Source organism: Myxococcus sp. AB036A, from assembly GCF_006547355.1.
In the GTDB taxonomy this organism is placed as follows: Bacteria; Myxococcota; Myxococcia; order Myxococcales; family Myxococcaceae; genus Myxococcus; species Myxococcus virescens.
Genome location: NZ_VHLC01000018.1, coordinates 45,522 through 65,825 on the forward strand (window position 1 = coordinate 45,522; position 20,304 = coordinate 65,825).

Consider the following 20,304-nt stretch of genomic DNA (forward strand, 5'->3'; position numbering starts at 1 on the left):
CGCAAATCGAGAAAACCCGAATAAAACCAGGAACCTGGAGGCGCTCGATTGCGAAGCCGCCTCCGTGCCGAAGTGAGCATCACCCGTCTGGCAGCCGTGCCTTCGCCACCGGCCCCAGCTCCACGCGGAGCGCCTGCGCGAAGGCATCTGGCAGAGGCTTCAGGGGGTCATCCGCCAAGCCGTACTCCTCGATGCGGGGCGCTGCCCCCAGGAGGAACTCCAGCCAGCGCTCCCGCAGCCGAACCGTTCGCTCCAGGCGCTCGTCGATGGTGTTGGCAATCAACGGAAGGTGAACGTCCAGCGTGGTGTCCGGCTGTCGCGCGCGAAGCCGCTGGACGAGCGACCCCAGCCGGTCGACGCGACCCACGCGCTGCTCGAGCTGCGCGGGGTTCCACGCCAGGTCGTGATGAACCACCCGACGGCAGTGATGATGCAGGTCCAGCCCCTCCTGCATGACCTCGTTGGCCACGAGGACCATCGGGTACAGTGGCGTGTTGAAGGCCTCGCGAAGCCGCTCCCGGCTCTCGCCCTCCACGGTGTGGCGGACGAGCGCACCCGCGCGAACCGCATCATCGAGCACTTCGCGCCGCCGCTCCTCGTCGAGCTTCCCCGCATAGGTCAGGAAGCGCTTCAACAACTCGAACCAGGGCCGTCCCCGAGGCGTGGTCCAGAAGCGATCCACCACCGACAACAGCGCCCGGGACTCCACCGCCTCCACGTCAACGCCCTGCTCCTTCGCGAAGGCCAGCAGCTCCGGAAGGAAGGGGACATTGCGAGCGACGAGATAGCTGGCGAGCCGCTCGACGGTACGGACCCGCAGCTCGGGAGGTACCTCGAGCAAGGGCCCCTTGAGGTAGGACCAGAGATGCTCGCGGCGAAGCACGAGGGCCGCGTCCCCTGCGTCAATCATCCAGGAAGGCGTCCTGTCTCCCTCCGCGGAGTCCTCGACGTCGTCGGCGACGAGGTCGAAGCCGAGCGACACGAAGCGCGCGTCCGTCAGATGGCTCAACACCTCCGGGTCGACATCCCCCGCCAATACTCCGTCTCGCACGAAGAGGGCCACGGCCTGCTCGACACAGCGCTTGACCAGGGACCAGTCCATCCTCTCCGCTTGCGTCTTGGAAACGCGTTGCTGGCGCAGGAGGCCGTTCGCCCGCTCGATGACGAGTTCAAGGTGGGCCCCTTCCACCACGACGCCCTCCAACAGCGTACCGGTATACCGCTCTCGCAGCGCGAGGTAGAGCGCATCCTGGGCGCGGCCGAACCGATCACGCAGGCGAGAGTGATGTCCATCCACCCGCTTGCCGTCCAGTTCGTGCTCGAAGATGTCGCCGTGGCTCGCGGCCGGAAACACCTTCCTCCATCGCTCCAGCAGGAGATTTTCCCACTCCGCCTCGATTCTCCGCTTCAGCTCACGGAGCGTCTCGATGCGGGCGCAGAAGATGAGCGTCTTCTCGTCGCGGGCGACAGCCTCCAGCGCGTCCCGCACGACATGGTCCACCTTCGGGTGGCCCCCCTGCTCCACGCGCAGCTCCCCCACCACGCTCCGCAAGAGCCCGCGGTAGGCCTCGGCGTCGCCGTCCGGCAGGGCCTGCCGCTCACTGGAGAGCAGCGCCCCCTCGCGCGCGGCCCCATAGGAGGAGACCATGTTGATCTGAACCGCCGCCTTATGCGTGCGGTTCTTCCCCCGGAAGAGCTCCGCGATGAACCGCTCGTAAAGCATGAACGGAACGCCCTCCCCACCCTGGGCTCGCAGCCGGGAGCGGTGGCTCCTGCGGTAGACACGCTTGTCCTCCCGGAGGCTCCGAATCATCCACCGCCGGAAGCCCGGCTCGATGCGCTCCGCCTTCAGGGACAGCAACCGGCGCGCGCACAGGACCACCGCCCGCAGGGACGCATCCGCCGGATCCTCCACAAGCTGCGGGTCCCTGGAAAACAACGCGCCGAAGTCCGAGATGACGGCCTCGTCCGCTTGTGACCAGACGCGCTCAAGCTCGCTATAGGCCTGCTTGTAGTCCCCCACGTCGTCCAACAATCGCTGGGCCTGCTCCATCAGGTCAGCGGGCGCGGACCGGGCCAGGGCAAAGAGCGAGAGCACCTGCTTCAGCTCGTCGACAGAGAGCTGAAACGGCGTGGCCGTGAGGAACAGCGCCTTGTCGAAGCGCCCCTCGAAAACAGTGCGCACCCCGGTGGCCCGCACCGAGTCCACGTTCTTCAGCTTGTGGGCCTCGTCAACGATGAGCAGGTCGAAATCGGGGATGAGCTGCCCGACCAGGCGGAAGCGCAGGTCCATCAGCGCATCATCGACCCACCTCTGGTTCGCGAAGCCGTCGTATTCCTCGCTTTTCCAGAGCGCGTCGAGTGAGCCCTCTCCCGCGCGCTGTTTGTGTCTCTTCAACGCCTCTCGGACATGGGGCCTGATGACCGACCACTCGAAGGTATCGAGGAACGCCTGCTGCTCGACGTCCACGCGCGCCACCGCGCCGTCCCGGTAGCGACGAAAGATGGCCGCCACCTGATTGCCGGCGAGCCCCTGTGCATCCGCCCACAACGAAAGCAACCAGGCCTGGTCCGCCAGGGAGCGACTTCCCGCGAAGATGTTCACGGGCGCGATGGTGATTCGCGTCTCGCGAGCGGCCGCGACCAGCTCAGCCAGGGTGCTCGCGGTCTTGGACTGACCCGCGAAGCCCCGGTACATGGGGCGGCTGGTGTCACAGAAGGCACGCAGCTCCTTGGACCACTTCGTATTGAGGTCGGGCCCTGGGGTGAGAATCAGCGCCCGGGCATCCGGCAGCACATGCAACCGGGCCGCAAGGACGCCGAGCGCCTCATACGTCTTCCCCATTCCGACTTCATCCGCCAGCACGACTCCTGGCTGCTCATCGAACAGCTCCAGCGCGCGGAGGACGGTGTCCTCCTGTCGCTCGATGTCTCGCAGGGGCACCACCGTCGACTCGGCCCGTGCATCCAGGTGCAGGAAGCTCCGCAACCACGTCCGCTCACGTCTTTCCATGGGTGCCCTCCAGCCCGTAGAAACGAACGACACCGTCCAGCCACCCGGCACCTCGCGGTCGCAGCCGCGTCAAGTCCGCGCGCAGCAGGGTCCGCAGCTCCGCGAGCAGCGCCTGCTTCGCCTCCAGATCCGCGCTCTCGGGCAACACGAGCTGCTCCAGTTCGCGAAGCAGCTCGCAGCCGTAGACCCAGATTTCGTCATCGGACGCGGAATCCCGAGGCAAGTCGCGCAGCCGCTCCCAGAGCGTCCGGGCCCCCATCGGCCCCAACAACCGGTAACGAAACGCGGAGACCGTCGATGCGGCGAGCAGATCCTCCTTCAGCCCCCACCAGGCCTTGAAGACGTCCGTGGGGCCAAAGCCCTCGCCAAATACGGAGTCCAGGATGGAGTCGACCCCCGCCACGCCGCGCTGCTCGCGAAGGGTCGACAACCGCTCCGCGCCCACACGCCGCGCCAACAGCGCCAGCAACTCCCGGACGCCCAGGCCCGCAAGATGGGCACTCGTGGGCAGCATCGCGAGGTCCGCGACGCGGATGGGGACGAGCCACGACCGCCCCGCCGCGCGGAACTCCAGCTCGGCTCCCGCCGCGGCCAGCTCGAAGTCGGAGAGCACCACCGGCCCCGAGCCCGGCCCCACACCCTTCGCCAGTTCCCTGTCCAGGTACCACCAGGACCAGGCCTCCAGTCCCGCTGGTCCCTGCTGACTCCAGGTGACGGTCAATGTGCGATCGGCCGCGTCATGGACGACATCCTCGAGCCATGCCGAGAAATCGACGTCGGCCCCGGGCGCCTCTCGCTCCTCGAAGCGCACCGACTCGAAGGGCGCGCACACCAGCGAGGGCAGCATTTCCGACAGGCGCACGTCTCCGTCCAGGCAGAGCAGGACGCCCGCCTCGACGTTGCCCCCCTGCTCCACCCCACTCGAAAGCGCGGCGGCGGAGGCGTTGGCGGACCCGATGAGCGCATAGGTCAGCGTCCTGCCCGCGGTCGTCACCGTCAGCAGGAAGAGCTTGGCATGCAGGGGGCGCCGGCTCGCGCGGCCGGCAGGTGTCAGCGTCGCCGTTGGATGGAGCCAGAGCTGGACCTCGTGCTCGCGGACGATGCGCTCGAGGATTCGCCTCGGCGCATGGACCGTCGGCGGCTCCACGGGCCACATCCGTCCCTCCGCGATTTCATGCTCGAATGCCTCTCGCTCGTACCGCCCAGGCCGCCCGGTGCCGAGCTGGATCTCGACACGCTTCGCCGTGACGCGATTGACCCCAAAGTACTCCAGGCGTTCGATGTCCTCGCCGTCGACTGATTCGCGATAACGCGAGGCCCACAGCCGCCCTTCGCCCTCCGCGAGCACGGGCGTTCCCCCGCCATAGGGAGGGGCGAGTGGTGCGTCCTCCCATGGCACGCCGAGGTCCAGCGGCGGCGGACTCCCGGGGCGAAGCGCGAGCAACTCGGAGAGCACCGACGCGAGCCCCGTCGTGTCATCCGCGATGTCGAGGTCATCCTGTTCGAAGAACGGGGACAGGATGCCCACGCGAGTGACTCGCGCATCCTCGGGGAGCGCCTCTTTCAGATGATCGAGCATGGACGCGCTGAAGGTGTCCACGAAGAGCGCATCCGTCGGCGCCTGGCCGCTGGGAAACGGGGTGTCGGAGATTCTTGCCGCGAGCGCGGAGCGGACCAGCGTCAACTGGGTGCCCGGGTGGGTCGCAAGTGCCGCGCAGCTTCTGAGGAACCTGTCTACGTTCCGTAGGAACGCCGCGTCGGCGGGGACGTCGTAGCGCAACGTGCGCGTGAAGAAGAGTTCGGCGTTCTGCTCGTGGCCCGGCCTGGTGGCATTGCCCGAGCCCACGGCGACGCGCGCCTCCCCGTCGTACAGCACCAGGATGACCTTCGGGTGGAACGTCCGCTCCCGGATGAGCTGGAGGTCATACGGCAGGCGACGGCCTCCCCGGCGGACATGGGCGTCGACGAAGCAAGCCACCGGTGTCTCACGGAGCGCCGCGCGGGCCTCCTCATGGTAGCGGACAGCCTCCTCCTCCGGGTCCCCCTGCAGGCGCAGCAATGCACGCAGGATGCGGTCCTCGAAATAGGAAGGGTCGAATGTGTAGGAGCAGAAGACGGCTCCCAGGCAGGGTTGCTCGGAGACGAGGACCTGCTCGATGAGCCTCCGGGATTCGATCATCATGCGGCACCTTCCAGAACATCCAGCTCCCGGCTCATGGGCAGCCGTCCCAGGTCCGTCAGCAACGTGCGGACCACATCCAGCTTGAACGAGGGGAAGCGTGCCGACTCTGGCCGCGCTGTGTAGGACGTGACGATGAGCACGAGCTTGCCGGCCTCGTTGCGAATCCAGCCTTCGCCGCGTCGCCGTTCGCGCTGCACATGGGAGTGATAGAGCAGCAACAGGTCTAGCGCCTCGAGTGAATCCGCATCCACCAGCGCCTCGACCAATCGAAGAAAGGCGGCGCCATGCATGGGCAGTCGCCGGATCGCGCCGACCCTCGGCGAGGACAGCAGCGCCGCGCATGCGCCCTTCAGCGCCCCAAGCGTCTCCGCATCGAGGGCCTCGCGCCCGATACGCTCGCGGGGAGCGACCCAACCGGCGCCATCCAGACAGGAATAGACCCGGTCGAAGGCCCCGACGAGCCCCTGCATCACCTCACCGAAGCGGCGCGCCGTCAGCAGGAGCGCCAGCAGCTCATCCGAGAGCCGTCCCAGCCGGCCCGCCAGCGCAGCGTCGAGGATGTCTCGCGGAGCAGAGACCCCCGCCTTCACTGCCGACTCGACCAACTGGCTCATCGCGAACGAGTGCGGGTCCCGTGCGTGCACGAAGAGGGCCTCGAACAACCGGTGCTGCTGGGCGGTGCGTCCGCGCTCGACCAGGGAGGTCAGACGGCTGAACCGCCCCACCTGAGCCAATGTCAGCCGTCCGTGAACCCGCGCGATGCTCGTCGACTTCCTGTCCAGCGCCAGCAGCGCGTACTCCTCATATCGTCCCCGGTGTTTGTTCTCCGAGGGCTCGTCCCAGAACGCGTCGATGAGCGCCAGCGCGCCTGGGCCCGGGCGCAGGGAACCGTCGATGACGAGCCCGGAGCGCCGCAGCGGTGCCAGGTATGCACCCAGGTTTCCCAGCTCCTGCTGACGCGAGATGAGCTGGAAGTCGAGCGGCAGGCTCGACGCACCTGAGCGCCACGCATTTCGCGCACCTCGCACGCCCCGCATGGAATCCCAATCGCCCCGAGGAAGCTGGCCCTCACGGAACTCCAGCGTGGCCAGGGCCCAGAAGCGCTCCCAGCGCTCGAAGAGCTCTCGCCGAACCTCGTCCGTCGCGGGGTAGGCATGGTGCTCGATGGCCCGCTCCACGAGCTGCAATCCATAGAGCACCATCGCGTAGGCCTGGGCCCTGCTGGAGCGAGTCGTCAGCGTGGGCAACCCCCAGAGCCCCACCTGCTGCGAGACATAGTCGAGCGCGAGCGGGTCTTCGGAGGTCAGCTCGGGATTCTCCGCGGGCGGCGCCACCCAGCAGAGGGCATCGGCGGGACTCTTCAACGGCGTGAGCGTGGGCATGCACGCGCAGGCTCGCATCTCGGCGCCGTGCTGGAAAGACAGGGGACCTACCCCCCGGGGAGTATGGCCAGCGTGTCATTGGGGACCTCTCCGGCCCAATGACGCAGTGGCTCATGGCAAGGCTTCTGAAAGCCGTGTCTTAAAAATGTTCCAGCTCTCCGAGAGTCAAGGCTGCCACTATCCACAGTGAACAAACCTCATCCATCCAAAGTCACGCACCCCATCTTCGCGTTCCTGCGTGACCACGCCACCTTCGAGCAGATGCGGGAGTTCACCTGCTGGAGCACACCACGGTCGACGTGGAGCACGCCAACGAGAGCCATGCGCCCGTCTGGCACCAAGCATTCTGGGCTCATGACGCACGGCATTTCCTTGCAGTCCTTCCACGGAGTGGTCGCGACCGTCTGCTAATGTAGACGGCCATGAGCCTCGTTGAACGACTGCAGGACTCACGACGCCGTGAAGGACGCCCTTCCCAAAAGGCTCCGCGAGCGGCCCGGACATCGAGCGCCGCACCTCGCCCCGCCGTCAATCGAGACCTCCGCACGCAACTGCTACGGCTGGACCGCATCGACAGCAAATTACGTTCTGCGTGGGTGGCGACGGAGTTCAAGGACCGTGCTCTTGAACACAAGCTCAATGCGCTCACCGACGCGGGTATCGACTGGCTGCGTGAGACGATCAAGGTCCACGGCTGGCCTGGGCATCGCCTCGTGGGCCGCAGCGGATCCGCGGCCGCCTGGCGGCTGATTCAACATGCCGACTGCTCGCTGGCCTTTCAGAAACGCTGCCTGAAGTTGCTGCGGGACGCGGCGGCGCAAGGCGACGTTCCCATCCAGCAGGTGGCCTACCTCACTGACGTGGTGCGCATGCGGGAGGGGAAGAAGCAGCTTTATGGAACGAAGTTCCGCAAGGTGAAGGGAGCGCTCGTCCCCTACCCCATCGAGAAAGAAGCCGGCGTCGACTTGCGCAGGAAGGAGATGAACCTGCCGTCGCTCGCCGCCTATGCGCGGAAGATACGCCGCGCATTCCAACCTTCGTGATGGGAGCCGCCATGCACCACGCCTTCGATTGGCAGCCTTTCGTGAAGCAACACTGGGAGAAGGCACCCGCGCGCCTGGCACTGCCCGGCCCCATCCTCCCCGTCGACCAGGTCTTCCAGGCCGCGATCTCCGCCTGTGCCCCCTTCCGCCACGGGACGCGTTTCCGCGCCCTTCCCGACGCGCGCTTCTTCGTGGAGGCCGCCAGGCTCGCAGCCCCGGGAACGCTCCTCCCGGGTGAAGACGACGCGTCCCTGGAGTCGTTCTCGCGCCGCGCCTCCAAGCACCTGGACGGTGCGTCCTTCCAGCTCCACGTCGAACAACCGTTCATGTTCGACTTCGCCCTCTGGAGCGCCTTGCGAGACTTCCTCAGGGGGCTCCTGGAGCGCGTGGGCGTCCCGGTCCTGCCCATGGCCACCGACCTGTTGCTGGGCCGCTTCGCACGAGGCCCCTACGGCATCGCGAAGCGGCCCCATCATTCGCTGGTGACGCTGGTGCTCCAGGGCCGGCTGCGCGTCCGGCTCTGGAAGAAGCTCTGGGGCTCGCCCCCCAACGAAACCGAAGACTTCGACCGCCACCTGGACAAGGCCACCACCCTGGAGGCCGGTCCCGGTGAGCTGCTCTACAGCCCCTCTCGCTACTGGCAGCTCGAAGAAGCCCGAGGGGACTGCATGGCCGTCCGGGTGTGGATTCCCGTCAAGGGGAGCCGGCCCACGGACGCAGTCAAGGACGTGCTCGTGGGGCTCCTCGAAGCGCGGCATGCGCACGATGAGCGCGTGCCCTACCACCCCTACCCCTGGCGCCGGCCGCGCAAGGGCGCACAGGCCACCATTCCATCCGTCGAGCAGACCGCCGATACGCTCCACGCGCTGACTCGGGAGGAAGACGTCCAGCAGGTCCTGCGCCTCATCTGGGCCCGGAGGGTCAGCGCTTGCGCGCTCGAGCCCGTGCCGCCTCCGGACCAGGCCCCACCCCTGTCAGACCCCGACCGGGTACGGAAGACGCCGACCATGGACATCATCCGGATGAAGGACCCTTCGGGGCTGTGGATCTGGGCCGTCAACGGACATGCCTTTCCCGGCCCCAACGAGGCCGTGGGACAGCGGCTCATCAACGCACTGTCCTCGGAAGCGCCGCCTTGCGTCGGTGAGCTGTGCAAACTGGCTCGCCCCGGTCCGCAGCGAGAGGCCATTCGCGCCACGCTGGCGGCGCTCCTCCGGCTGCGCGGGATTCACGTCGTCACCGGAGCGGAGGTCTGACGGATGCCCGCCTTGGAAATCGCGACCCGCTTCGACTGGGACACCTTCGTCAGGCGCTACTGGAACCAGCGCCCCGTGCTCTTCAAGGGAACGCAGGCCTCACCCTTCACCGTCGACGACGTCTTCGAGGCGTCGGCTGGCGCTACCCAGCGCTACCTGTCCCGCAGCTACGAGCCGGCGTCACGGCCCGACGTCTCCTTCACGGTGGACCGGCTGCGGCAGCTCCGATCCCGGGAATGGCTGCCCAGAAAGTCCGATGGCTCCCTGGACGGGTATGACGCCCGCATCGCCTCGCAACTGGGCGAGCGCCGCTATGCCCTCATCATCGCCACGTTGCACGCCTCCGGCTTCCAGCTCTGGTCACGGCAACGCGCCTTCTTCTCCGGCCTGTGGCAGCGCGTGGGCATGCCCGTGACGGGCGGCATCACCTCGCTGTTCCATGGGACCTACGAGCACAGCCCCGTGGGGGTCCACCTGGACCGCTTCACCACGTTCATGTTCGCGCTGCGCGGACGCAAACGGATGCGCTTCTGGCGCAAGCGGCCGTGGAGCGAGGACGTCTCCACCATCCTGAACTACCAGCCCTACCTGGCGTCGTCCTTCGTCGCGGAGGTCGAGCCCGGCGACATCCTCTACTGGCCCTCCACGTACTACCACGTGGGCGAGAGCGCCGGCTCAGGCGTGGCCAGCAGCCTGAATGTCGGCATCCCCATCACCGAGCACCACGCCATCTATTCCGTGGACGATCTGCTGCGCGGGATGATCGACGAGACGTCGCTCGCCGACCAGGAGTGGAAGCAGACACGGCTCGCGCAGGTATCGGCATCGCCCCTGGCTCGCGGTGCCCTCTCGAAGAACGGTGTCCTGGCCACGGAGCTGCCCCGGGCGCTCACCGAAGCCGTGCGCGCGTTTCGCGATGTCAGCCACCCGAAAGAGGCGCGACAGCACATCCAAGCCACCTGGCTCAAGCGGTTGACTTCGGGAGGCTTCGAGCCCGTGCCGCCGCCCATGCGTGAAAAGCCATTGCGTGACTCACACCACGTGAGGGTGGACCCGAGCTTCCCCGTCCTCTTCGAACGAGACAGCGCCACACGGTGGATTTGTTCCGCCAACGGCCACGCCCTGCGCGGCGCGGGTGGTGGACGCGCCATTGAAATATTCTTCCGAAAACTGAACTCCGGCGTGGCTGTAAGCGTCGAGGAGTTGCTGAGCCCGTTTGGGACACGACGCTCTGCAAGACATGATTCAGCAGTCATTGCCGCAACGCGCGAAGGAATGCGCGGCATTCTGAAAAAACTTCACGCATTTCGCGCAATCACTCTCAGCACTTGACGCATCCGCCGTCAGCGCCCAGGCTTGGCCAGCAGTCCACATCCATCGACGGAGGAATGTCATGACGAAGACGAAGGCGAAGGCCCCCCGATCGTCCAAGCAGGCCAAGCAGAAGCTCGTAAAGCTGATGAACGTCATGGAGAAGGCCACGGTTCCCGCTGCCACGACGGCCATGAACCTTACCTGCAGGCGCATCTACTGCTCCCCCTACTAATGGCCTTGGGCCGCTGGGCATTCGTCCCAGCGGCCCGCTTTCCAACCTGCGCAGTGTGCCTCGCAGAACCGATGTAAGGCATTCTGGAGCATGCAGCCCCCCTCACTATCCTGTCACCCTCCTGGATCTCCCGAGGAGCCGTGACATGAAAAACGCTGTCGACCTGCAGGGCAACCCACTGAGCGACATCTCCCTCGCCGCGATGCGGCGATGGCTCCTCGAAGCCGATGTGCTGGGCTACCTGCCACAGATTGCCGCCACGGAGTCTGAAGGCCGCCTCTGGACGTACTACTGGTTCGGCGTCCGGCGCATCGATGAGTTCGTCCGCGCGAACGGGTACGCGGCCCTCGACGACGCCACCCTCCTCACCGATGACCTGGACGCCATCGTGGCGCTGCGGGAGTTCATGGCCGCCGCGCCCCCGCTCATGGACGGCCGCCGGAGGCTCGTGGAGCAGCTTCGCGCCTTCGCCGCGGAACGGGACGCGCTGAACCAGGGCCGTCCGCTCACCGCGCACGAGCTGTTCTCCCTCTGGTACCTGAAGGCCGTGCCGGGCGCCTACATGGCGCAGCGGCTCCAGCTCGCGGACGTGGACGAAGCCACGGTGCGGCGCATCGCGAAGCTCTCCGCCGTGGGACTGCAGATGTTCGATGACGCCGTGGACCTCCAGGCGGATCTCGACCGGGGACGCTTGTGGCTGAGCGCGGAGGAGCTCGAGCTGCTGGGGCTGTCCACGACGCCGCCCGCGACGCTGGCCACCACCGCGGGGGAGCGCATCATCCGGCTGCGCAAGGCCATCTGCCTCGAGTACTTCCTCGCGGTGTATGACGAAGCCTCTCGCATCGCCTCGCCGGAGAGCCGCAAGCGCGCCCAGGCCTTCGCGGAGGGCTGGCTGAGCTTCCTCCAGCAGGGCTACCTCAAGCTCTACACGCCCGGAGGCCCCAAGCCCTGGGACTCCGTGCAGCGCGTCCTCAAGGCGCTGCCGGGCTCGGAAACCGTGAAGCTGCCCGTGCTGCACTCGCTGTTCTCCCTCATCTCCGCCCTGCCGCTTCCGCCCGTGGACGTGGAGGCCTGCCGGCGGGAGCTGCAACAGCTCGGGGGCTGCCCTCGGGCGCTGGCGCCAGAAGTGGCCCTGGACGCCATGGGTGTCTGCGAGGCGGAGGGAGACGCGGCGAACTTCGACGCGCCCGGGCCGGAGGCCTCCGCGCTGGAGCGCGTGCTGCTGGCCTCGCCCTCCAAGCACACCGCTGCGGACTTCGCGCGGCGCTGCCGCGAATCGACCGAGGGCTCTCCGTCCAACCTGCGCGACCCCAACCTGTCGGAGGTGCTCGCCAGCGGGATCAAGCTCGCGGAGCGCTCCGCGCGGAACTCCGTCACCGCCCGGGAGAACTTCCTCCAGCAGCTTCGCCCTGGCTCAAAGCGGGCCCCGGTGGTGGACGCAGAGCTGGCCGAGCGGTTCTCGCGCGACGGCGCGGACTGGCTCGCGTTGGGAATCGAGGCCCTCGCGGCGACGGCCCGCGGGGTCCGCGACGGCTGCCGGAAATAGAACCTCTGTCCATCACCTCATCCATCGTCAATGAATCCTGAATCCAGCATCGCGGCGGCCGAGTCCCCCTGGCTCGTCCGCCGCAAACCCCAGGCGTCGCCTCGTCTCCGGCTGTTCTGCTTCCCCTACGCGGGAGCAGGCAGCCTCCCCTACTTCCGTTGGGCGGACCTGCTCCCCGAGGCGGACATCGAGGTGTGCGCGGTGCAGCCTCCCGGCCGGGAGAATCGCCTGCATGAGCCGTCCGTGGAGGAACTCCCACAACTGCTGGACGCGCTCGTGCGGGAGCTGTCGCCCCTCTTCGATGGCCCCTTTGCCTTCTTCGGCCACAGCCTGGGCGCGCTCATCGCCTTCGAGCTGACGCGCGAGCTCCGCCGCCGGGGCCTTCCGCTGCCGGGCACCCTGCTCGTCTCCGGCTCCGAGGCGCCCTCCCGGCGGAGTGGACTTCCCCCACTGAGCGGCCTGCGGCGAGACGACTTCATCCGCGAGCTGTCCGCTCGCTACGACGGCATTCCGCAGCAGGTCCTGGCGCAGCCGGAGATCCTGGACCTCATCCTCCCCATCCTGCGCGCCGACCTGAAGATTTCAGAGCGCTACACCTACCAGGAGGAGCCTCCACTTCCGGTGCGGCTATGTGCCTTCGGTGGCACTCGCGACCCTCGCGTCTCGGAAGCCGCGCTCGACTCGTGGCGGCTGCAAACACAGCAGTCCTTCTCGATGAAGATGTTTCCCGGTGGCCACTTCTTTCTCAACGAGCTGACGGTCCAGGTGGTTCAGGCCGTCCATGCCGAACTCGCAGTCGGAGCAACCCCAGCACCATGAACAGAGACGACCTGCTCGATGTCCTGACCCGCTATGTCGCGGATGAGCTCCTGGACGGGGACGCGGAGGACCTCGACTCCTCCACGCCCCTCCTGGAGCTCGGCGTGCTGAACTCGCTGGAGACCGCCCGGATGATGGGCTTCGTCCAGAAGAAGTACGGCATCACCATCCCCTCGGAGTCGCTGAAGGTCGAAAACCTCCAGACGATCTCCGCCATCGCCGACCTCGTCTACGACGCGAGGCCCCGGCAGCCGTAGCCGCTCAGCGGCCTCTACGCAGCATGGCCTGGACGGTGTCATCGTCCAGGCTGTCCACGTCCGCCAGGAGCGACTCCAGCTCCGCGTCCTCGGGAGCCTCCTCCACGGGCGCGGGGGCCTCTTCCTTCAGGCCCAGGACCTCGGCCGCCAGGTAGTCCACCAGCCCGTTGACGGTGGGGTTGTCGAAGGCCACCGTCGCGGGCAGCGAGGTGCCCAGGCTCCGCTGCAGGACGTTGCGCAGCTCCACGGACATCAGCGAGTCCATGCCGAACTCGAAGAAGCCCTGGTTCGGGTCCAGTGGCTCCGTGGTGGGACGCCCCAGCACGCCGTTGACCAGCTCGCCCACGTGCGCACGCAAGGCACCGCGCCGCTCCTTGGGCTCGAGCCGCTCCAGCCGCTGACGAATCCCCTCGCTCGCCGCGGGGCTGGCCTTCTCGATGAAGGCCTCGAACAGCGGCGAACGTCCGCGCCGCCCGAGCACCGCCCAATCCACGGGAAGAACACCGAGCTGACCGCTCAGCCCCAGGGACTGCTCGAACACCTGAAGGCCCTCTTCCGGAGGAATCACGCCGAAGCCCAGCTGCTCCATGCGGCGGCGGATCTGCTCCTCCGCCGCCGCGCCCACCTCGGCCCAGGCGCCCCAGTTGAGGCTCAGGGCGGGCAGCCCGTCGGCCTGGCGGGAGCGGGCCAGCGCATCCAGGAAGGCATTCGCGGCCACATAGTTGGCCTGTCCCGCCGATCCGATGAGCGACGCCGCCGAGGAGAACACGACGAAGAAGTCCAGCGCCGTGCCTTGCAACGCACGGTGGAGGTTCCACCCACCGGAGACCTTGGGCGCGAAGGCCTTGGCCAGCCGCTCCGGCGTCATCTGCACGAAGAGGCCGTCATCGATGACGCCCGCGGAGTGGATGACGCCACGCAGGGGCGGCACGCGTCCCGAGAGCCCGGCGAGGACGCGCTCCACGTCAGCGGCCACGGCCACGTCACCCTGCACGCAGTGGATGGTGACGCCGCGCTGCTCCAGCGCATCCAGTCGAGTGCGCGCCTCGGGCCCCGGCTCACGCCGCCCCATCAGGACCAGGTGGCGCGCTCCGCGTTCCACCAGCCGCTCCGCCACGATGAGCCCCAGTCCACCAAGGCCACCCGTGACGAGATAGCTCGCGTCCGCCTTCAGTGCGGCCTCGCCGCTCGCCCCACGGAGCTTCCGGCTGCGCACCAGCCGGGGCACGCGGCGCGTCGTTCCTCTCAGCGCGAGTTCGTCCTCGCCGCTGCCACCGAGCAACTCCGCATGAAGCTGGGCGACTTCGTGCTCGGACGCGCTGGCATCCAGGTCCACACGCCGGCAATGGAGGTCCGGATGCTCGCGGGTGATGGACTTGCCCAGGCCCCAGAGGACCGAGCTCCCCAGGTGGGTGATGCGCTCCTTCTCCGAGGTCGCCTGGGCACCGCGAGTCACCAACCAGAGCGAGGTGCTCTTTCCCTTGGCCTCGACGAGCGCCTGGGCGAGCACGAGCACCCGCGTGCCGTGTCCAAGGGCCTGCGCGGGGACGTCGTCCCCACCACCGTCCAGGCTCCACAGGTCGATGACATGCAGGGGCCCTTGCAGCGCCTCCGGGCGCAACTGGCCCAGGAGCGCGAGCGCCGAATCGCGGTCATCGACCGTGGCTCGCGCTCCAGCAGGGACCGTCACCACGTGCCAGCCTTGCTTCGTCAGTCGCTCGGCCAGGCGCGCGCCCAGCCCCGCGGCGTCGGCGAGGATGAGGCACTGTGTCCCGGCGTGCGCCGCCTCCGCCCCTGCCGCTGGGGCTTCCAGCGGCCGGGCCTGCCACTCCAGCTCGTACAGCCAGTTCTGGTAGCGCTTGCTCTTCGCGCCCAGGAGTCCCTCCCGGGTGATGCGCCGAAGCAGCAGCTTCTCCACCGTGGCCACGCGCTCCCCATCCGCCGTGAGCAGTTGGATGTCGCACACATAGCCCGGGCCCTTCGGGTCATCGCTCCGCGCCAGGGTCGCATGGGCCCACACCTCACCCAGCCCGCCGCGCTGCACCTGCACCTTGCCGACCCCCACGGGGAGGTAGGCGGCATCCCCTTCCTCGTCGAGCACGGCGCCCACCATCTGGAAGCACGCATCCAGGAGCGCGGGCTGAAGCTGGTACTGCCCCGCGTCCGCCGCAGCGCTGCCTGAGAGGGCCAGGCGCCCCAGCACCGCGTTCTCACCCCGCCAGAGCGACTGGATGCCTCGGAAGCTGGGACCATACGCGAGCCCCGCCTGCCCCAGCTTCGCGTAGTAGCCCTCCACCGGCACCTCGCGAGTCAGCGAGGCCCGCAGACGCTCCACGTCGACGCGCTCGGCTGGCGCGGCCGTCGTCGCGGAGAGCTTTCCGTGGGCATGGAGGATCCACGCGGGCTCACCCTCTCCCGTGCGCTCCTCCTGGCTGTGGATTTCGAAGCGCCCGGCGCGCTCGCCTTCCGGCGAGTAGAGCAGGTGCACCCGGCGCGCCCCTTCCTCCGGAAGGAAGAGGGCCTGCGAGAAGGTGATTTCGTCCACCGTCCCGCCCGCCGCACCGAAGAGTGAGGCTCCCGCGGCGAGCCCCATCTCCACGTAGGCCGCTCCCGGCATCAGAATCTGTCCGTAGACGCCATGGTCCTTCAGGAAGGCAGGCTTCGCGGCGCCCACGGAGGACTCGAACTGCCGCACCTGTGAAGGCGACGCGTGCGGATGGCCCAAGAGGGGGTGCCCTCGCGTGGCCCCTGCCTCCTGCGCGGCGCTCACGCCCGGGATGTCCCAGGTGGAGCCGTTGAGGTCCATCCAGTGATTGCGCCGCTGGAAGGGATAGACGGGCAACGCGACCTTGTGGCGCTCGCGCCCCTGGTCCACTCCGCGCCAGTCCACCGGCACGCCCGCGACGTGAAGGGCCGCGAGCCCCTCCAGCATCTGCTGCCAGTCCGAGCGCTCCGGCCTCAAGCTGCCCACCCAGAGCGTGTCTTCCTGCGTGATGCAGGACTGGCCCATGGTCACCAGCGTGGGCTTCGGGCCGACCTCCAGGAAGGCCTTCACGCCGGCCTGCTCCAGCGTCTGCATGCCCCGGGCGAACATCACCGGCTCACGAAGATGCTGCACCCAGTACCGAGGCGTCAGGATTTCCTTCCCCGCCTCATGCCCGCTCAGGTTCGAAATCAGCGGGATGGATGGAGGCTGGAGCTTCACCTTCGCCACGGCCTTGGAGAACGCGTCGAGGATGGGGTCCATCAACGCGGAGTGGAACGCGTGCGAGACGCGCAGCATCGTGCCGCGCTTGCCCTTCCGCGTCAGCTCGGCCACGCATTCGTTGACGGCGGCCTCGCGCCCCGAAATCACCACGTTGCGGGGCCCGTTGAGGGCCGCGATGGACACCTGCCCGTCATACCGGGAGAGCAGCGCCTCCACCTCCGCGGCATCCGCGGACACGGCGGCCATCGTCCCGCCCGCAGGCAGGGACTGCATCAGCCGGGCACGCGTGGCGATGAGCTCCAATCCTTCTTCCAGGGTGAAGACGCCGGCCACGCAGGCCGCCACGAACTCACCCACGGAGTGCCCCATCACGAAGTCCGGGCGGAGGCCCCACTGCATCCACACCTGCGCCAGGGCGTACTCGAGCGCGAACAACGCGGGCTGGGTGAAGCCCGTCTCATCCAGCCGGGCTCGCGCCTGCGCGTCCCGCTCGGCGGGGTGCAGCAGGTCGATGAGCGACTGGCCCATCAACGGCTTCAGCACCGCGTCGCAACGCAGAAGCGTCTCGCGGAAGGTGGGCTCGGTGCGGAAGAGCTCCTCTCCCATGCCCAGCCATTGCGCGCCCTGCCCGGTGAACAGGAAGGCCAGCCGGGGCTCCCCGTCCGCCTTCCCGCGCAGCACCGACGATGACGTCTGCCCGGACAGGAAGGACGTCAGCTGCGCCTGCATGGCCTCCTGTGAGCTTCCCAGCACCGCGAGCCGGTGCCGGAAGGCGTCCCGCCCCGTGTTCGCAGTGAAGCAGATGTCCTCCAGCGACTGGGACGCGAGCCCCGGGCCGCCGAGCGCCTGCGCATGACGCTGCGCCAGCTCGTTCAGCGCCTGGGGGCTGCGCGCGGACAGCGTCAGGACGTGCACCGGCCGCGGCGTCGCATCCAGCGTCCGGGCAGGCGCGGGCGGAGCTTCCTCGATGAGGACATGCGCGTTGACGCCGCTGAGCCCGAAGCCGCTGACACCGGCCACGCGGGGCTTGTCGCCCTTGGGCCACGGCGTCACCTCCGTGGGGATGGCGATCTGCAACTGCTGCCAGTCCACGGCCGGGTTGGGCGTACGGAAATGCAGGTGCGGAGGAATCTCGTCCTGTCCCAGCGACAGCACGACCTTGATCATCCCCGCGGCACCAGCGGCGGACTCCAGGTGCCCGAGGTTCGTCTTCGCGGAGCCGACGAGCAACGGTGCGTCCGCGCCGCGCCCGTGCCGGAGCACCGCGTCCAGCGCCCGCAGCTCAATCGGGTCGCCCAGCGGCGTCCCCGTGCCATGGGCCTCGATGTAGTTCACGTCCGCAGGAGCCAGGCTCGCCGACTCCAGCGCCTTGCGTAGCAGCTTCTCCTGCGCGGGCCCGTTGGGGACCGTCAGGCCGCCGCTGAGCCCGTCATGATTCACCGCGGAGCCACGGATGACGGCGAGGATGCGGTCCTTGTCCCGCTGCGCATCCGAGAGCCGCTTGAGCACCAGGACCCCGCAGCCTTCGCCGCGCCCGTAGCCATTGGCGGACGCATCGAAGGTCTTCGAGCGCCCATCCGGCGCCAGCGCCCGCATCTTCGACAGGACGATGTTGTTGTCCGGCCGGAGAATCACGTTCACCCCGCCCGCGAGCGCCAGCGAACACTCCCCCTGCCGCAGCGCCTGGCAGGCCAGATGGGCGGAGACGAGCGCCGAGGAGCACGCGGTCGCGACCACCATGGACGGCCCCTGGAGGCCCAGCACGTAGGACACACGTCCCGCGGAGAAGCTCAGCTCGTTCCCGGTCCCCATGTACGGCAGGTCCCGTGTCTGCACCGCGTTGAAGGGAACGCGCCCGTAGTCACTGCTCAGGAAGCCGACATAGACGCCCGTGTCGCTGCCCACCAGGGAACCCGGGGCGATTCCGGCGTCCTCCAGGGCCTCCCACGACACCTCCAGCATCAAGCGCTGCTGCGGGTCGACGTAGTTCGCCTCGCGCGGCGACAGGCCGAAGAACTCACTGTCGAAGCCGGCGATGGGTTGGTTGAGGAACCCACCCTCACGGACCACCATCTTCCAGCCCGCATCCGGGTCCGCCGCGTAGTACGCGTCCACGTCCCAGCGGTCCGGTGGGACGGTGCTCACGGCATCGACGCCGCCGCGCAGCAGCTCCCAATAGGCGCGCGGGTCGTTCGCGCCGCCGGGGAACCTGCACCCCATGCCGATGACGGCGATGGGCTCCGAGCGCGCGCGCTCCAATCCATCCACGCGCGCCCGGAGGGTCTTGATGGCCAATGCCGCCCGTTGCAAGGGCGTCATCGACTCCATCGAGAGAGCATTCTCCTCGTTGGACATCCTCACTCGAATGGACTCATCCGACACTGCCCACCCCTTTCGCTTCGACTAGCTGATGGAGATCTTTTCCAGCGGTTCCGGTGCAGGGCTGGACGCAGCGGCCGAGCTGCTGGAATCCGGAGAAGTAGCGCTCTCCGGAGGCGCACGGCGGTCACTGGGCCGGGCGCCAGCCTCGGACCCCGTCGTCCCCTTCGGCCGCTTCGCGAGGATCAGGTCCCCCGCCTTCTGGAGCACGTCGCCAAACGACACGCCGGACCGGGGCGGCTGGCCCGCCGCCGGAGCCGTGTGCGCCTGCTTCGCCCGGTCCTCGATGGCCGCGTCGATGTGCTGCAGCTCGTGAATCTGCGCATCCAGGATGTGCGCGACGCCCTTGAGCGCCTCCTGCTTCGCGCGGAAGAGCTGCTGCACCAGGCCTCGCCCGCCCGGAATCAGGGCGTTGGTGAGCTCGGCGAACCGAGCGCCGTACTCCGGCGAAGCGCCAAAGGAACCCTGCGGATAACGATCATCTTGCGTGGACATCAAACACCTCTTTCTTTTTGGAAACTCACGATGAGCCGGTCACCCTCCATGCGGGCGCCCGACGTCGGGAGGAGTGCAATCATCCGAGGCAACACGACGTTGCGCCGGACGGCCCCGACCTGGATGACGAACTCCGCGCCGCGGCGGGAGAGCTCGACATCACTCTTCGCCACGAAGGGGAGCCGCACCTCCAGCGAGTACGCATCCACTGCGTCCTTGCGGATGCCCAGGGCAGGCTGCGGGGCCGTGAGACGGACGGGGTCCTCTCCCTGGTAGAGCTGCTCCGCGAAGACCTCCAGCGGCTTGTCCCCCACCACCTCGGTGGCCTGGTGCGGGACCTTCAACACGAGCAGCGACGAAAAGGCGCGCTGGAGCTTCTCGACGTGTGGCTGCTGCGTCCGCACCTGGTCGGAGCCGGCGTCGGCGGCTTCCGGTGCGAGTCGGTTGATGACGACGCAGTCCACCGCGAGGCCGAGCAGGCTGAAGTACGTGTACGCCCGCTGCGCCTCCTGTCCGGACACCGTGTCCGCGGTGGTCACCAGCCGGAGGGTCGTCACCTCCGGGTCGTGCAGCAGCGCGTCCACGGCGTTCAGCCGGTCGCGAACCTCCAGGCTCGCGTCCGCGCCGTGGAGGCTCGCCGCCAGCAGGCGTGCCCTGCGCCCCGGCTGCGTGGGGGTCTGCTGCTGGCGTGCGTACCAGCTCATCGCTGGCACGGTGTTGAGCAACTGCAGGGCCGTGCGGGTGGACGGGCAATCCACGATGACGAGGTCGTGCTGCTGCTCGCGGAGGTACTCGCCCAGCCGGAGGAGCATGACGACGTGGGCCGCCTCGGCCGTCATCGCCACCTCCTCCGCGTTCACGCGCTCCGGCCCGCCATCCACGAGCGCGGCCAGTCCGCCCTGGCCTCCGTTCCATCCCCGGCGGAGCTCCTCTCCAACGTCCACCTCGTGGAAGGACAGGTGGTCGTTGACGCCCACGGGAACGCCCCGGGGGCCAGCGAAGAGTGGACTCTCGACGCCCATGGCGGCGCTGAGGCCGCGAGACAGGTCGAATGAAAGCACGAGGGTCCGAAGCCCCCGGCGGGAAGCCGCGAGCCCCGTCGCGGCCGCCACCGTGGTCTTCCCGGAACCGCCGGTACCGGAGACAAGAATGATCCTGGCCATCTCAATCCACCTCTC

The 20,304-nt window shown here is 68.2% G+C and carries 13 protein-coding genes; 7 read left to right on the forward strand and 6 right to left on the reverse strand.

Annotated features, from left to right (window positions below; all coding sequences use genetic code 11):
* Nucleotides 1–79: 79 nt before the first annotated feature.
* From FL344_RS10210 to FL344_RS10220, 3 genes are read right to left on the reverse strand one after another with little or no spacing between them, the layout of a single operon-like run.
* Complete coding sequence (locus FL344_RS10210) at nucleotides 80–3,013, reverse strand: helicase-related protein (RefSeq protein WP_228564923.1); 2,934 nt, start codon at nucleotides 3,011–3,013, stop codon at nucleotides 80–82.
* Nucleotides 3,000–5,195, reverse strand: coding sequence for a phospholipase D family protein (locus FL344_RS10215; RefSeq protein ID WP_228564924.1), 2,196 nt, complete (start codon nucleotides 5,193–5,195; stop codon nucleotides 3,000–3,002). The genes FL344_RS10210 and FL344_RS10215 overlap by 14 nt, the downstream gene beginning before the upstream one ends.
* Nucleotides 5,192–6,577, reverse strand: coding sequence for a hypothetical protein (locus FL344_RS10220; RefSeq protein WP_228564925.1), 1,386 nt, complete (start codon nucleotides 6,575–6,577; stop codon nucleotides 5,192–5,194). The genes FL344_RS10215 and FL344_RS10220 overlap by 4 nt, the downstream gene beginning before the upstream one ends.
* Nucleotides 6,578–6,999: 422 nt before the next feature.
* Here FL344_RS10220 and FL344_RS10225 point away from each other — a divergent pair, with 422 nt between their 5' ends.
* The 7 genes from FL344_RS10225 to FL344_RS10250 all read left to right on the forward strand — a co-directional run bounded on the left by FL344_RS10225 (nucleotide 7,000) and on the right by FL344_RS10250 (nucleotide 13,044).
* Nucleotides 7,000–7,620, forward strand: a complete 621-nt coding sequence (locus FL344_RS10225) for a DUF6624 domain-containing protein (RefSeq protein WP_141618380.1) — start codon at nucleotides 7,000–7,002, stop codon at nucleotides 7,618–7,620.
* An 11-nt stretch (nucleotides 7,621–7,631) separates the two neighbouring features.
* Nucleotides 7,632–8,876, forward strand: coding sequence for a hypothetical protein (locus FL344_RS10230; RefSeq protein ID WP_228564926.1), 1,245 nt, complete (start codon nucleotides 7,632–7,634; stop codon nucleotides 8,874–8,876).
* 3 nt (nucleotides 8,877–8,879) lie between these two features.
* Entirely contained in the window at nucleotides 8,880–10,208 is a 1,329-nt protein-coding gene (locus FL344_RS10235; RefSeq protein ID WP_141618382.1) for a cupin domain-containing protein, read from the forward strand.
* A 61-nt stretch (nucleotides 10,209–10,269) separates the two neighbouring features.
* Nucleotides 10,270–10,422 (forward strand): hypothetical protein, encoded by a 153-nt coding sequence (locus FL344_RS38455; protein WP_194863066.1) that lies wholly within the window; start codon nucleotides 10,270–10,272, stop codon nucleotides 10,420–10,422.
* Nucleotides 10,423–10,567: 145 nt separating this feature from the next.
* Nucleotides 10,568–11,968 (forward strand): hypothetical protein, encoded by a 1,401-nt coding sequence (locus FL344_RS10240; RefSeq protein WP_228564927.1) that lies wholly within the window; start codon nucleotides 10,568–10,570, stop codon nucleotides 11,966–11,968.
* 30 nt (nucleotides 11,969–11,998) lie between these two features.
* On the forward strand, nucleotides 11,999–12,787 hold the full coding sequence (locus FL344_RS10245; RefSeq protein ID WP_141618384.1) for a thioesterase II family protein: 789 nt from the start codon (nucleotides 11,999–12,001) through the stop codon (nucleotides 12,785–12,787).
* Nucleotides 12,784–13,044: an acyl carrier protein gene (locus FL344_RS10250; protein WP_090490716.1), complete on the forward strand. Its 261-nt coding sequence runs from the start codon at nucleotides 12,784–12,786 to the stop codon at nucleotides 13,042–13,044. Before FL344_RS10245 ends, FL344_RS10250 begins: the two co-directional genes overlap by 4 nt.
* Before the next feature lie 4 nt (nucleotides 13,045–13,048).
* On the opposite strand, the gene FL344_RS10255 is transcribed toward FL344_RS10250, so the two are convergent.
* From FL344_RS10255 to FL344_RS10265, 3 genes are read right to left on the reverse strand one after another with little or no spacing between them, the layout of a single operon-like run.
* Nucleotides 13,049–18,607: a type I polyketide synthase gene (locus FL344_RS10255; RefSeq protein ID WP_194863067.1), complete on the reverse strand. Its 5,559-nt coding sequence runs from the start codon at nucleotides 18,605–18,607 to the stop codon at nucleotides 13,049–13,051.
* 48 nt (nucleotides 18,608–18,655) lie between these two features.
* Nucleotides 18,656–19,126, reverse strand: coding sequence for a hypothetical protein (locus FL344_RS10260; RefSeq protein ID WP_228557866.1), 471 nt, complete (start codon nucleotides 19,124–19,126; stop codon nucleotides 18,656–18,658).
* Nucleotides 19,126–20,289, reverse strand: a complete 1,164-nt coding sequence (locus FL344_RS10265) for an ArsA family ATPase (protein ID WP_141618385.1) — start codon at nucleotides 20,287–20,289, stop codon at nucleotides 19,126–19,128. Before FL344_RS10265 ends, FL344_RS10260 begins: the two co-directional genes overlap by 1 nt.
* Nucleotides 20,290–20,304 lie beyond the last annotated feature (15 nt).

What these genes read in the sequence shown, in the direction of transcription:
- FL344_RS10210 (WP_228564923.1), bottom strand. Translation starts at nt 3,013, where the DNA reads ATGGAAAGACGTGAGCGGACGTGGTTGCGGAGCTTCCTGCACCTGGAT.
- FL344_RS10215 (WP_228564924.1), bottom strand. Translation starts at nt 5,195, where the DNA reads ATGATGATCGAATCCCGGAGGCTCATCGAGCAGGTCCTCGTCTCCGAG.
- FL344_RS10220 (WP_228564925.1), bottom strand. Translation starts at nt 6,577, where the DNA reads ATGCCCACGCTCACGCCGTTGAAGAGTCCCGCCGATGCCCTCTGCTGG.
- FL344_RS10225 (WP_141618380.1), top strand. Translation starts at nt 7,000, where the DNA reads ATGAGCCTCGTTGAACGACTGCAGGACTCACGACGCCGTGAAGGACGC.
- FL344_RS10230 (WP_228564926.1), top strand. Translation starts at nt 7,632, where the DNA reads ATGCACCACGCCTTCGATTGGCAGCCTTTCGTGAAGCAACACTGGGAG.
- FL344_RS10235 (WP_141618382.1), top strand. Translation starts at nt 8,880, where the DNA reads ATGCCCGCCTTGGAAATCGCGACCCGCTTCGACTGGGACACCTTCGTC.
- FL344_RS38455 (WP_194863066.1), top strand. Translation starts at nt 10,270, where the DNA reads ATGACGAAGACGAAGGCGAAGGCCCCCCGATCGTCCAAGCAGGCCAAG.
- FL344_RS10240 (WP_228564927.1), top strand. Translation starts at nt 10,568, where the DNA reads ATGAAAAACGCTGTCGACCTGCAGGGCAACCCACTGAGCGACATCTCC.
- FL344_RS10245 (WP_141618384.1), top strand. Translation starts at nt 11,999, where the DNA reads ATGAATCCTGAATCCAGCATCGCGGCGGCCGAGTCCCCCTGGCTCGTC.
- FL344_RS10250 (WP_090490716.1), top strand. Translation starts at nt 12,784, where the DNA reads ATGAACAGAGACGACCTGCTCGATGTCCTGACCCGCTATGTCGCGGAT.
- FL344_RS10255 (WP_194863067.1), bottom strand. Translation starts at nt 18,607, where the DNA reads ATGTCCAACGAGGAGAATGCTCTCTCGATGGAGTCGATGACGCCCTTG.
- FL344_RS10260 (WP_228557866.1), bottom strand. Translation starts at nt 19,126, where the DNA reads ATGTCCACGCAAGATGATCGTTATCCGCAGGGTTCCTTTGGCGCTTCG.
- FL344_RS10265 (WP_141618385.1), bottom strand. Translation starts at nt 20,289, where the DNA reads ATGGCCAGGATCATTCTTGTCTCCGGTACCGGCGGTTCCGGGAAGACC.